This is a genomic window from Brasilonema sp. UFV-L1 (genome assembly GCF_012912105.1).
Taxonomy (GTDB): Bacteria; Cyanobacteriota; Cyanobacteriia; order Cyanobacteriales; family Nostocaceae; genus Brasilonema.
This window is the reverse complement of sequence record NZ_QMEA01000083.1, coordinates 1-12852: the sequence shown is the minus strand read 5'-3', so window position 1 is coordinate 12852 and position 12852 is coordinate 1. Positions and strand designations below refer to the sequence as shown.

18 protein-coding genes are annotated in these 12852 nt (G+C 42.7%); 7 read left to right on the top strand and 11 right to left on the bottom strand.

Annotated features, from left to right (window positions below; all coding sequences use genetic code 11):
• Window positions 1–277: 277 nt before the first annotated feature.
• The 5 genes from DP117_RS21940 (at window position 278) to DP117_RS21920 (ending at window position 2244) form a co-directional block, all read left to right on the top strand.
• Complete coding sequence (locus tag DP117_RS21940) at window positions 278–493, top strand: hypothetical protein (protein ID WP_169220364.1); 216 nt, start codon at window positions 278–280, stop codon at window positions 491–493.
• On the top strand, window positions 490–813 hold the full coding sequence (locus tag DP117_RS36400) for a hypothetical protein (protein ID WP_169220363.1): 324 nt from the start codon (window positions 490–492) through the stop codon (window positions 811–813). The genes DP117_RS21940 and DP117_RS36400 overlap by 4 nt, the downstream gene beginning before the upstream one ends.
• Window positions 813–1049: a type II toxin-antitoxin system RelE/ParE family toxin gene (locus DP117_RS21930; protein ID WP_169220362.1), complete on the top strand. Its 237-nt coding sequence runs from the start codon at window positions 813–815 to the stop codon at window positions 1047–1049. The genes DP117_RS36400 and DP117_RS21930 overlap by 1 nt, the downstream gene beginning before the upstream one ends.
• A gap of 449 nt (window positions 1050–1498) precedes the next feature.
• Window positions 1499–1804 carry a hypothetical protein gene (locus DP117_RS21925; RefSeq protein WP_169220361.1) on the top strand — a complete coding sequence of 102 codons (306 nt, stop codon included), beginning with the start codon at window positions 1499–1501 and terminating at the stop codon, window positions 1802–1804.
• Between the two features lie 8 nt (window positions 1805–1812).
• Entirely contained in the window at window positions 1813–2244 is a 432-nt protein-coding gene (locus DP117_RS21920) for a PIN domain-containing protein (RefSeq protein ID WP_339381365.1), read from the top strand.
• A 105-nt stretch (window positions 2245–2349) separates the two neighbouring features.
• On the opposite strand, the gene DP117_RS21915 is transcribed toward DP117_RS21920, so the two are convergent.
• The 6 genes from DP117_RS21915 to DP117_RS21890 form a co-directional block, all read right to left on the bottom strand.
• Window positions 2350–2493 carry a UPF0175 family protein gene (locus tag DP117_RS21915; protein ID WP_169220359.1) on the bottom strand — a complete coding sequence of 48 codons (144 nt, stop codon included), beginning with the start codon at window positions 2491–2493 and terminating at the stop codon, window positions 2350–2352.
• Between the two features lie 88 nt (window positions 2494–2581).
• Window positions 2582–3898 carry a tetratricopeptide repeat-containing serine protease family protein gene (locus tag DP117_RS21910; protein ID WP_169220358.1) on the bottom strand — a complete coding sequence of 439 codons (1317 nt, stop codon included), beginning with the start codon at window positions 3896–3898 and terminating at the stop codon, window positions 2582–2584.
• A gap of 3 nt (window positions 3899–3901) precedes the next feature.
• A complete protein-coding gene (locus DP117_RS21905; RefSeq protein WP_248277764.1) occupies window positions 3902–4441 on the bottom strand; it encodes a COP23 domain-containing protein in 540 nt (179 codons plus the stop codon).
• Window positions 4442–4690: 249 nt separating this feature from the next.
• Complete coding sequence (locus DP117_RS21900) at window positions 4691–5530, bottom strand: serine protease (protein ID WP_169220356.1); 840 nt, start codon at window positions 5528–5530, stop codon at window positions 4691–4693.
• 79 nt (window positions 5531–5609) lie between these two features.
• A complete protein-coding gene (locus DP117_RS21895) occupies window positions 5610–6212 on the bottom strand; it encodes a hypothetical protein (RefSeq protein ID WP_169220355.1) in 603 nt (200 codons plus the stop codon).
• A gap of 151 nt (window positions 6213–6363) precedes the next feature.
• Complete coding sequence (locus DP117_RS21890; protein ID WP_169220354.1) at window positions 6364–6666, bottom strand: acylphosphatase; 303 nt, start codon at window positions 6664–6666, stop codon at window positions 6364–6366.
• 80 nt (window positions 6667–6746) lie between these two features.
• Between DP117_RS21890 and DP117_RS21885 the strand changes: the two genes are divergently transcribed.
• Window positions 6747–7124, top strand: a complete 378-nt coding sequence (locus tag DP117_RS21885; RefSeq protein ID WP_169220353.1) for a DUF1823 family protein — start codon at window positions 6747–6749, stop codon at window positions 7122–7124.
• A gap of 96 nt (window positions 7125–7220) precedes the next feature.
• Here the strand turns inward: DP117_RS21885 and DP117_RS21880 are convergent, their stop codons facing one another.
• The 5 genes from DP117_RS21880 to petB form a co-directional block, all read right to left on the bottom strand.
• Window positions 7221–7592: a hypothetical protein gene (locus DP117_RS21880; RefSeq protein WP_169220352.1), complete on the bottom strand. Its 372-nt coding sequence runs from the start codon at window positions 7590–7592 to the stop codon at window positions 7221–7223.
• Window positions 7593–7719: 127 nt separating this feature from the next.
• Window positions 7720–8898: a glycosyltransferase gene (locus tag DP117_RS21875; RefSeq protein WP_169220351.1), complete on the bottom strand. Its 1179-nt coding sequence runs from the start codon at window positions 8896–8898 to the stop codon at window positions 7720–7722.
• A 251-nt stretch (window positions 8899–9149) separates the two neighbouring features.
• Window positions 9150–9587 carry an anti-sigma regulatory factor gene (locus tag DP117_RS21870; RefSeq protein ID WP_169220350.1) on the bottom strand — a complete coding sequence of 146 codons (438 nt, stop codon included), beginning with the start codon at window positions 9585–9587 and terminating at the stop codon, window positions 9150–9152.
• Window positions 9588–9836: 249 nt separating this feature from the next.
• Complete coding sequence (gene petD, locus DP117_RS21865; RefSeq protein WP_169220349.1) at window positions 9837–10319, bottom strand: cytochrome b6-f complex subunit IV; 483 nt, start codon at window positions 10317–10319, stop codon at window positions 9837–9839.
• Window positions 10320–10517: 198 nt separating this feature from the next.
• Window positions 10518–11165, bottom strand: coding sequence for a cytochrome b6 (petB, locus tag DP117_RS21860; protein WP_169220348.1), 648 nt, complete (start codon window positions 11163–11165; stop codon window positions 10518–10520).
• Window positions 11166–11548: 383 nt separating this feature from the next.
• Here petB and ctpA point away from each other — a divergent pair, with 383 nt between their 5' ends.
• Entirely contained in the window at window positions 11549–12793 is a 1245-nt protein-coding gene (gene ctpA / locus DP117_RS21855; RefSeq protein WP_169220347.1) for a carboxyl-terminal processing protease CtpA, read from the top strand.
• Window positions 12794–12852: the final 59 nt, after the last annotated feature.

The following is a 12852-nucleotide window of genomic DNA, read 5'->3' as shown; positions in this document are numbered from 1 at the left end:
TAAAGCTTTCAACCCTTGTTTATGGCATGCATGCTATAATAAGCAAGAGTGATTAATTTCTGATACGCTACGGTTGGTGTGTTTTAAGGAGTTATCACTTGCCAACACAGAAACAATCGGATACAGCGATATTTCTTTGCCAATTATTTTCTAATTTATACCAACCTATCCAGGTTTTTCGCTATGACCAGAAGTTGAAAACGCTTTACATTCAAGCTGGCGTGACTGATGAGATTGCAGTCATAATTGATCAAGATGGGAATTGGAACTTTGTTCTATGATGCAAAACTTAAACCAGATGAGCAATACTGAATTGAAGCAATATCTTTCAGAACATAGAAATGAGGAAGAAGCGTTTCGGGCTGCATTGCAAGTTTTGATGAGCCGTCGTGATCCCGCTACACAGCAACCTTATCCTTTTGATCTTGACAATCCCCAGAGCGAGGTAGAAGCTCTTCTGAAAGAGAAACTTCATCGAACTGATTTCATATGAAAGCATACGAGTTTCCAGCGAAAATCACAACCGAAGGCAAAATTGAATTACCTGATACAGTTTTGCAGCAGTTACCCCATAATCAGCAAGTTAAAGTCATTATTCTAGTAAATGAGCCAAGCGAAGATGAAGAAGATGAGGAAGCTTGGCGTCGTCTTGCTTCCGAGCAATTATTGAAAGGCTATGGCGAAAAGGCTCAAGAACATATAGAGGAACTTTTAATTGAGGGACTTGAGAGTGGAGAAGCAATTGAAGTTACTGATGAATGGTGGGAGCAAAAACGCACACACCTGATGAACAAGCTGCGTCAGGAACAATAATGACAAAGCGGATAATTATCACACCCAAAGCAAGTTTGGATATAGATGAGCATTTTGCTTACATTGCCCAACAAAACTCTGATACTGCACTTCATTTTTTTGACGCTGTTAGAGAGACTTTTGCACAGTTAGCAAGAATGCCTGGGATGGGTAGTACCGCTGCGCGGAAGTCAAAAGTCAAAAGTCAAAAGTCAAAAGTATTATATATCAAGGCTTTTGGCTGTTTCAAATGGTGAATCCAGCGCTGCAGGAGGGTTTCCCGACAGAGGCGACTGGTGAACCCGAAGGGTTGCTTTATTTCCGCCGCGTTGTAGTAGTTTGTATCAAGTGCAGAATCCTCGTTTACAGAAGTTGCGTAAGTGGGCTGTCAAGGATTTCAAAAAGTATCTCATTTTTTACTTTGAACAAGACGAAAATATCCAAATTTTGCGGATTCTCTATGCCGGGAGAGATATTGAGAGGATTTTAGAACAGGAATGATAATGGGTAGGCGATAGCTAGCCCCTTAGGGGGCGCTGCGCAAACGCTTGCCTTACGCGCAAAGCGCACGCTACGCTAACGGCAGATTGCCTGCTTGATTGAAGTGAATGCGATTCACACAAGCTAAAGCCTCCGGCTTATCGCGCTCTCTACTCCTGATAATCTTGATAACATTAAAAAAACGGTTTCCCCGCACACTCAAGGTATGACAACTATTACCCTGCAATTGTCACCACAATTAGAGCAAAAATTACGGGAAAGTATCGCACGTCGTGACGCCCAAAGTATTCGACAGCTTTTGGCTGATGCGTTTGCACCAACAGTAGAAGCATTGCTGGAACAAACACACTCTCAATTTAACGATGAGGAGTTGAAGAATGAAGAAGATTTGGAAGCAAGTGTAGATAAGTTATTAGATGAGTTTGCATCACATGTTGGCTCACACTTACCAACACCGTCAGATTATGCTGTGAGTCGTGAAGGTATTTATGAGGATCATCCCTACCTGTGATATATCTTGTGGATACAAACTTCTTGCTGCGTTTTGTGGATCGTAATAGTCCAGTAAACCCAGTCGTACGCAATGTGAGAAAGAAACTCAGACGAAATGGGGATATACTAACAATTGCGCCGCAAAATTGCATAGAATTTTGGAATGTCGCTACAAGACCAGCAGCGAAAAACGGGTTAGGCTTAACACCAACGTACGCAAATCGACTATTGCAACTTATCGAGCGTTTGTTTCCATTGTTGCCTGATACGTCTACGATTTATCCTGAGTGGCGTCGGCTTGTGGTTACATACAGTGTATCAGGCGTGCAAGTGCATGATGCACGTCTTGTTGCTAGCATGAAAACAAACGGTGTAACGCATATCCTGACATTTAATACAACTGATTTCACCCGCTATGCAGTGGAAGGAATTGTAGCAGTTGATCCGTTAACAGTGTAGATTTTCTTTCGGAAGGTGCGATCGCCTACGGCAGAGCTACGCTTAACGCCTATTGATGGCACGTTCTCCTAATAACTTGCCAAATTCATATTTATCAATTTGTGCTCATTCTCTAGCCTTACCAAAGGATAAAAGGTCTTGGGCGTAGAGGGCAATAGCTAATTCTGTTAATAGTTCCTTTTGTTGACGCTTTTCAGGTAGCCGGATAGCTTCCAGTACAGAATCAGGAATCGATAGTTGCAGACTCATGTTGTTTGCTTACCCAATAGCAAAACTGCTGATGTTTCAATTATGCTGTCAAAATCCAACAGCAAGCCACGCCCTGACTAAGAATCATCTACCCATTTCCCCACCTGCCAATTAGCTGAAGCTTTCTTATCGACTCCAGCGCTTTTTGGTAATTAGCTGTATTTCCTTGTTGTAGAAAGAGATCTGCTGCTTTCTGTAAATCAGCAATTCCCCCCTGCTTGTCTCCCAACTCAGCGCGGGTAACACCCCGGTTGTAGTAGGCATTGGCATAGTTGGGATTAATCTGCAGGGCTTGGCTGTAATCAGTAATTGCTCCTTGCTTGTCTCCCAAATCAGCGCGGGCATTACCCCGGTTTTGGTAGATATTGGCATAGTTGGGATTAATACGCAGGGCTTGGTTATAATCAGCAATTGCTCCTTGCTTGTCTCCCAAATCGGAACGGACATAACCTCGACCGTAGTAAGCATCGGTATAATTGGGATTAATGCGTAGAGCTTGGTTGTAATCAGCAATTGCTGCTTGCTTGTCTCCTAACTCACGGCGGACATTACCGCGGTTGTAGTAAGCTAAGGCATAGTTGGGATTGAGACGAATCGCTTCGCTTAAATCAGCAATGGCTCCTTTATAGTTATTTTTGTAATATTTATCCCCAGCCTGAATAAAGAAATCGTCAGCTTTGGGTTTTGTCGCTACTTGAGTGTTAGGAGCAGAAACTCCTACATCTACCCTTGCTTTTGCTGACAGTCTCAAAAAGGTATTGATGGGAACGCCCAAGTTAAAGCCTGTTTTAGTTTCTTTGGTATCTTTGTCTGCTCTACCATGAATTCCTATCAGTTCACCTTTGTCATTCAAGACTGCACCACCACTCATGCCTTCTGACGTATTATTGCTGTAGACCAAAGCATATCCATCACGCAACGGTTTCGAGGCATTAGCGGTAATCCGCCCATCGCTGAAATTGTAAATTGACTGATTAATCGCAAATGTCGGTGCAAGAAACCCAGCGATATAAGCTATTGTGCTTTCGGTGCTAGCGTCAGAGTTGCCTATTTTAGCAACAGTGTAATTTTGACTGCTGGTAAACTGCACTACAGCTAAGTCTACTCCTGGAAATGGTTTCACACTACTATAGTTCAGCGGATAACGTTTACCATCCGGAGTGACAATTTCATATGTATCTGCAACTTCTACCACATGAGCTGCTGTTAGAACAGTATAAGTATTGCCCTCCTTCTTGATCATCACCCCTGAACCATACCTAGGCTTTTTACTTTGAATCAGTACTGTAATTTCTTTAGCAATTTTATTCACCTGTGTTGAAGAGAGTGCAACTGCAACTTGCGTTTGCACAAGAGGAATTGATACTCCAATCAGTGCGGGTGCGAGTCCATAATAAAATTTCATTATTCAATTTTTACTAAAGTACAGATACGCTTCAAAATCAATAATGACCGAATCGTTGCTCGTGTCACCACCAATTTGATTTGTGACGTTTCCAGCTGCCAAAGCACGGCGATCAAATAACTGCCGTGCAGTCGCGTCAGGATCGCTACCTGGTTTGAGAGTGAATAACAAAGTTGTATCTGTGCAAGCAGCGTTTTTTTCAGCAACCGCGCACACAACAGGTTGTCCCTTGAGCATACCTGGCTTGATATGTTTCAGCGTATCGTGATCATAACTCCTTTGAAATCTGCGAGACACCTGTTGACAGCGTTGCTGAGGCGTCAATCCTGTACCGCTAAAATAGTCGGAAACCCAGCGAATCACCGGCAGGTTTTTTCCGTCTTGTGTACGGACAAACGTTGTGGGTACGCCGTTGCTTTTACCGCAGTAGAAGGTTGGACTTTCCGCATAGGTCAGTTGATTTAGAGTTGCAGTTGTGGCCAATGTTGTCAGGGTAGCTATACTGAAAACTCTCACACTCCATGTCAATACTTGACTAGACATTCCCAATTTCATGAATACTATTTACTAAAAAAGGGTAACTCTTTGTTTTGCAGGAATAAACTAAACTACAAACTCAAATGGCAGTACTTCGGTTTATGCCCGTATATCTTAGGAAAAATGATACCTTAAACTGAAGAATAGTAAAAAGAAATCATCGTACTCCAGTTATCAGTCACTACCCTTAAGGTACGGCTACACCAACAAAGGCTGCCTCCGCAGCCTAAATTTGTATTAGCCCACCTACGTGGGCTACCCTCCGGGAAGCTGCCTCCGGCGTCTATGTTTTTGTAGCCCCAGGATGCGCGCCTGTGGACTTATCCGAACTGTCTCAATTGGCACAGCCCAACTTAAGCGCACAATCATCTTGTGCAACTTTTCATCCGCTTCCTCACCATCAACAAACACTGAAGGTGCATCCCACAACGGATAGGCGTGCATTCCGTTCACACCCACAACCTCACCTCGACGATTGAGCAATGGTCCGCCACTCATACCCTTTTGGATATCATTGGTGTAACCAATCTGGTAACCTCCCTCTAAAGCTTTAGGCAATACCAACGACACCTTTCCAGTGGTGAAGGTAAAGTTTTTTGCCTCTTGTTTCTCTTCATCAAACCCAAACCCAGCTGCAAACACCTTATCCCCCTCTTTGGGAAAAGAACCAACAGACGCGACAGCATAAACAGCGTTAGTGGGGCGAAACTGCAATATTGCCAAATCATTCCCTTGTAGAGATGTTGCACTTAATATCTTTGCTTGCCAAATGCGACCATCAACAGTTTGAATCCGATAAGGGGGCTTGTCTGCTCGCAGCACATGAGCATTTGTGATAACTGTATAAATAGATTTTTGTTTTTTTAGTATAATACCGGAACCTAAGAAATTCTTTGACATGACTTTGACAGCGATCGCCTGCGCCTGCTTTTGAATTTCTTCTCCTGAAAGTTGTGTAGGCGGTAGTTTGACTGTTGTATCCTTGCGACTAAGGTTACTTTGTGGGGAATAAAAACTAATATTTGCTGCCAATATCGAAAGTGCGATTAATAAACCGCCAAGACAAATAGCTTGTGTTGATTTACGCCAATTCATCTGGTGGGGTACTACTTATATAGTGCAGCAGAAATAATTAGACAGTTAAACATTAACAAAAAGCTGTTTTATATGCATTTTACCCTTCTCGCACCATCCAAACCAACATTCCCAAAATAACTTCCACTGGTGGAACAGGATAATCATTGAAATCAATACTCAGTATTTGTCCTTCTAATTTGAGAAATCGCCATGCAGTACCGCTGCTAACACTACCGTAAATTATAGGAATTGGTATATTATTAGCCTCATTAAATTTTTGTGCTGCAACCATTTGGGCTGCACACTGTCCCAAACCTGCTTTCAAGTCAGCTTTTTTGGCTTCCACAACAACAACTGCAGGTGCTTCAATAAATACTTGCTCAGGAGAGCGACTGATTAAAAAATCACACACCCCGCTTAATCCCAACTCTGGTGCAACAGTGAAGTCTTCACCAGAAAAAAAGCTGACTTTTCGTTGTAAAATCTTACGTACTTCTACAAGGATAGGACTGATAATAAGTTCGGAACGGGCTTTTTCTGAACCTGTCGCAATTGCCAGTGGTAGTCCTTCACTCAATGCTTCTTTGAGGTAAAGACTGGGTTCTAAGCTTTGGGTTTCTGGTAAAAACCGCCCGCCTTCAGCCGTCTTTAAGCCGAAATCACGTTTTACTCTCGCCAGCGTGAATTCACTGTATGGCATTGTAAGCACTGTTGACTGTATATCTATAACCTTAATTCAAGTTGACTTCTGCTAGCTTTAATGATAAGGATGTCATTTGATGCCGTATTTGTAAGGCTAGAAACTTTACCTTTGAACAGGTAAACCTAGTCTGAATCAATAAATTATGTTGCTACTCAAAACGCCTAACTTCAAACCCCCGTAAACCTTCTGGTTCTTCGTACTCTACCAGTACATCTTTCACCATAGCAGCGGGTGGTCCTTGGTAACACCAGCGAATCATTTGTTCTACTACTGTCTGGCTACCTTCAAATACTGCTTCCACGCGATTATCAGGGAGATTTCGCACCCAACCTGTCAATCCGAGTTGGCTAGCTGTATCTACAGTGGAGTAGCGATAACCTACTCCTTGAACTCTCCCAGAAATAAATACATGAGCGCGGACTTGCTTTGGGTGCGGTGTGGTATTCTGCATTAACTGGTCAAGTCGTTACTATTTCCAGCCTACCCTGTTTATTATGCACTAGAGAATTATTTATTCCAACTAACTTGTGTATGTCTAACTTACCACCACTCACAACAGAAACTATTTGGGCAATCCTCAATGAAGAAATTGATGATGCTACAGTCAACCAATTGGTATGGTATTGCCTAGGGTATCGCTATGACTCCTCAAAAGAACAATGGGACACTCAGGAAGTCGCGCCAGAATGGCGGGATGAGTATCCAGAACCACCAGATTTTATCGACTCTCGCCCCGCAACAGTCAAGCTGACTCGTTCTATTCCTCCAGAAAACAAACAGTTACTCAAAGAAAAACTGGGTTTTAAAGGTTACAAAATTGGTGAATTTGGACCTCGGCAAACACGGAGGGCAACAGCAGCAAACTGGTTGTTAAGTTATATGCAACTCAGTAGCAGTCGTTTGGAATAAGAAAATTAGAATCACATATCAACACAAACGAACACAGATAATTTATCTGTGTTCCTCTGTGATTTTATTTTCATGACTATTGATTTTTACAGGAACTTAATCATCAAGCAATTTACTCGGTATTTCGACTGCTGTCACATCAATTGTGCCTTCTGGAGTGAAACGCTGAAAATGTCCCTGTTGCACCTTCAACTGTTCTCCACAATTAGGACACTGCAACCCAGAGTTCTTTAAACCCGTAAATTCATATCCACAAACGGGACATTGGTCAGTGACCAAGTTGTATTGTAGCCACAAGCGGAACCCAAAAAAAATGAGAATGGGTGCCAACAACAATAGCCCAACAATAATCAGCAAGGAGTTCACCAACCAGCCCAAGCCTAATGACGCCAGCAACCACGCAATTGCTAGCAAGGTGAGCCAAGGGCGTAAATTAGACAGATTAAACTCAAACGTTTTAAGGCTCATTTTTTAAATGTCTCTTGCTCTCCCTCTAGGATAGCTATTTTAGTGACACACTCCCACCAGTCAGACTCCTGCCTTGGGAATTCAAAATTCAAAATTATCATAAAACCACAAGCAAGTGTATTTTTGACTATGAACTCTTAACACTAGACAAAAGCTGCTCTTTCAATCTCTTTTCAAAAGCATCTATACCAAATAGGGCGATCGCCTGCTCTCGCAACCACAAACCATCACATCGTTGGTCATTCCTTTTGAGTATTTCTATACAAGCCTCTGCCACTGCATTTGGTGAGCGGTGTGGAACTCGCCACCCCAGTTTACCATCCTGTAATGGATCAGCTGACCCGTCCGCATCGCCAGACAACACGGGGACACCACAAGCCATCGCTTCTAAGTAAACAATACCAAAACCCTCAACAGAAGGCATTACGTAAGCATCAGCCAGACGGTAGTGTTCTACTAATTCTTCTGTAGGTACGAATCCAGCAAAAATAACGCGATCGCCTACGCCTAAATCTTGAGCAAGCTTGGCTAATCGAGGTTGATCATCGCCACGACCTACAACTAAATATTTTACTTCCGGGAAAACGTCAGCTATTTGTGCTAAGGCTTGAATCGTAACATCTACACCTTTATAAATATCACCTGACCACAGTCTGGCTACGGTCATCAATATCTTTGCTCCTGTCAAACCATAACGCTCTAACAACACAGTCGATTTCATCCCTGGAGTAAAATTATCACCATTCACAGCACAAGGTAATAATTTCACTTTGTTAAAGTCAAGGTTATTAGCCGCACAGGCTACTTGACAAGTGTAACGACTTACTGTCCAAATTTGTGCAGCTTTTTGCAAACTAGACTTCATAAAGATTGGTAACGGTTTCCAAACTTCTTTACCATGAGTCATAACTGTGTAAGGAATCCCCAAAGATTGGCACAACAGACCAACTAAAGGAGCAAGGTTTACATGACCGCAGAAAACATGTCTCGGTCGCTGGCGTAACAAATGGGAAAGTAACGCCATAGTCATTCTGACTCGTCCCAGTTGAGGAGACTGGGATTGAAAGTAATGAAATTTTAAACGGTCTGACTCAAAAGGATTTGAAGAGCGATCACTATCTCTGAGTAAAAATACCTCTGCATAGAAAGGTTCATCAAGGGCTAAATAACCCCTTAATATATCCTTTATGTATGATTGAATTCCGCCTTCTTGTTCAAAAACTTCTAAAAACACGAAGACATGATTGACTTTTGGTTTCCTATTTTGACTAAAATCTTTACGTTCGGCTCTGAGAAACTTATCCATAGTTGACAATTTTGGTTAGAGACTGGCTTTCTCAAACCACATAGATAACACGGAAAGCTTGGGAATCAAATATTTTGGAGAACCGACATTTCTTTAGAGTGCAGAGTATCAATGATTTGTAGTCTATTGCACTGAAAACTCCTATGACAGAGTTGGTAAAGCTGGGGAGTCTTTTCCTTCAACACTCCCCACTTTCCAACAACTTTGAAACACCCTGCATAACCTTTGCTTATTTTTATTTGCTCTAAAAGCTACCCCTGAAAACCATACTTGACGATGAGCAGGCAATTCCTGCCATCCGCATCACGTTCATAGACAACGTGGTCAGCCAAACGCCTTAAGAGAAACCATCCATATCCCCCTACTTGAAGTGTACCTGGCTCTGGTTCTTCAAGTGCATCCGGATTAAAAGGTTTTCCATAATCCCAGATTCTAATCTCCAAACGATCAATCCATAAAGAAACATCAATCTCTATAGTTGTTTCTGGAGGTAAAGCATGATGAGCATGACGCACGGCGTTGGTAAAGCCTTCTGCTAATGCTAAGTTGAGACGATAGAGTTGACTTTCTGACCAACCAAGTTGAGGCAAGTGTTGCAGACAAAATTGTTCAAACCATTGTTGCACCTGGTTTAAAAGCTTTAGTTCGCTTTTCACCGTCAGATGGTCTTGCTGCACTATGCTTAGCATTGACCTTGACTGAATAATAAGTGAGTGAAAAATGTTTGTACCTTTTGTATACTACAGATTTGAAATTTTGAAATCACATCTCCATACAAAATTAAAATCCTGTATAACCTGGGTGAGTATAAACGAACGCCTGTTTATTTCTCAAGAAAAGCACATTTTGCACTTGCCGAGAAACTCACAGGCGTCAAAGCACTTAATGGTAAGACTACCTCTTTTGCAGAGAACTGCCTCTCCCATTGAGTGAGGAATTTAGAACAGTCCAAAAGTGAAGGACTTATCTATTGGGAAAGTCGCACCAATTCCCAACCATATGGTTACCAAGGTGCCAATTAAGAACACTGTAGTCGCTACTGGACGGCGGAATGGATTTTGGAATTTATTTACGTTCTCAATAAAGGGAACAAGAATCAATCCTAGGGGTACCGAACCCATCAATAATACCCCTAAAAGTTTGTTCGGAACTGAACGCAAAATCTGAAAGACAGGATAGAGGTACCACTCAGGTAGAATTTCCAGCGGTGTTGCGAAGGGATTTGCTGGTTCTCCATTCATGGCGGGATCTAATACAGATAGAGCCACAATACAAGCAAAAGATCCCATAATCACAATTGGGAAGACGTACAGCAAGTCATTAGGCCAAGCTGGTTCGCCGTAGTAGTTATGACCCATGCCTTTCGCTAGTTTGGCTCTTAGGCTTGGATCGCTCAGATCAGGTTTTTTCTGTGTCGCCATTTTTTTATGTGCTCTCCTGCTTAAATTAATTTAAAGCTTTTGTCAAATTCATGACAAATTTGGGCATTCGCTTTTAGCTTCAGATGCGAATGTTTGCTCTTTTGTGTGTTAATGTTTTTGTTTGATTTTTCATCAAGCTAGAACAAACGCTTCCATCTTATAACCAAGAGCTTATGCCCAATTGCTCACGACTTGCGATTACAATGGACCGGAAATCCCTTGTTTACGAATCATCAAGAAGTGCAGCAGCATGAAGACAGCAATTAGCCAAGGTAGTACAAAAGTGTGAGCGCTGTAGTAACGAGTCAGTGTCGCTTGACCAACGCTGGAACCGCCGCGCAGCAAGTCAGCCATCAGGGTACCGACTACGGGAATAGCTTCTGGTACACCGCTAACAATTTTCACAGCCCAGTAGCCAATTTGGTCCCAAGGTAGTGAATAGCCAGTCACACCAAAGGAAACAGTAATCACGGCTAGAATGACACCACTTACCCAAGTCAATTCGCGGGGCTTTTTAAAGCCACCCGTCAGGTAAACCCGGAAAACGTGCAAAATCATCATCAGCACCATCATACTGGCAGACCAGCGGTGGATGGAGCGAATCAGCCAACCGAAGTTCACTTGATTCATAATGTACTGCACAGAGGAGTACGCTTCAGTGACGGTTGGCTTGTAGTAGAATGTCATGGCAAATCCAGTCGCGAACTGGATAAGAAAGCACGTGAGAGTGATTCCACCCAAGCAGTAGAAGATATTGACGTGAGGAGGGACATACTTGCTGGTGACGTCCTCAGCAAGCGCTTGTATCTCCAAGCGCTCCTCAAACCAGTCGTAGACGTTAGCCATACAATCTCAAATTCCTAAAAATCGATTCGCGGTTGATAAACTTCCCAAATTATTTCAGCTTTGGGATCTTAGAAAAGAAGCATTTGCTCATTTACTTTTGAGCAGTCAGAGTGTTAATAGTTTAAAAAAAACTTCACACTCATCAAAAGAAGGTATGTATTGCGCTCCCTTTACATCCAGACACACGGCGGTGGTGGATACAAAGTAGATTTTATCTTTATTTAGAAGTGGAATGTGTACTCTTTAGATGTTATATCGAACAACTTTATGAGAGCAATGCACCACTTCTATAAAAAAAGTAACATAGTCGAGAGACAGATTTCATCAAAAAACAAGCAGAGTACGGCAAACTCTGGCACTTTGGGTTGATAGTGGAAGTAAACATGGGGTTCATGCAGAAGAAACTTTTTCAGGCGGGATTATCCCTGTTATTAGCGTTTGGGGTAGTTTTTTGCGGCTTTTGTCAACCTGCCTTGGCTTTAACAGATGAACAAAAGCTAGTCACACAAGTGTGGAGAATTGTGAATCGGACATATCTGGATGAAACATTTAATCATCAAAACTGGGCGTCGGTACAAAAGAAGGCTCTGGCAAAGCCATTTAAAGACCACCAATCTGCTTATGTGGCGATCCAAGACATGCTCCAAAGCCTTGGCGATCCTTTTACCCGTTTTTTAGATCCACAACAGTACCGCAGTCTACAGGTCAATACTTCTGGGGAACTTACGGGAGTTGGATTGCAAATTGCTCTCAATCCCGAAACAGGTTTATTAGAGGTTGTGACTCCCATAGCAGGTTCACCAGCAGAAAAAGCTGGAATTAGACCACGCGATCGCATTTTGAAAATTGAGGGTATCTCCACAGAAAAACTTACCCTTGACGAAGCAGCAGCTAAAATGCGAGGACCAATTGGTAGTGCTGTCACCTTATTCATGGAACGAGACGGCAAAGGAGAATGGCAAGTTCAACTGGTGCGCGATCGCATTGCGTTGAACCCAGTCGTGGCAGAATTACGCTCTTTCCCTCAAGGAAAATCAATCGGCTATCTTCGCCTCACACAATTTAATGCCAATGCTTCTATGGAGTTAGCACACGCCATTTCCAGTTTAGAAAAAAAAGGGGCTGATGCCTACATTCTCGATTTACGAAATAACCCAGGCGGACTTTTGCAGGCAGGAATTGAAATTGCCCGCTTATGGTTAGAATCTGGTACCATCGTCTACACTGTGAATCGGCAAGGCATTCAAGGGAACTTTGAAGCATTTGGTCCAGCCATGACTCATGATCCATTAGTGGTTTTGGTTAATCAAGGAACCGCCAGTGCCAGCGAAATTCTTGCTGGTGCATTACAAGATAACGGTCGTGCGGTTCTAGTAGGAGAAACCACCTTTGGCAAAGGCTTAATCCAGTCCTTATTTGAATTGTCTGATGGTTCCGGCTTAGCTGTCACTATTGCTAAGTATGAAACCCCCAACCACCGCGACATCAATAAACAAGGTATAAAACCAGACAAATTAATTTCCTCTGAACCAATCACTCGCGAACAGATTGGCACAGAAGTAGATGTTCAATATCAAGCAGCCGTAGAACTTTTGGCGAAAAAGTCTGTTGTGGCGGGAGCTACGTAAGCGAGAGATGAGGAGATGAGGAGATGGGGGGCTAGGGGTCCCCACGGAGTGGGGTTGGG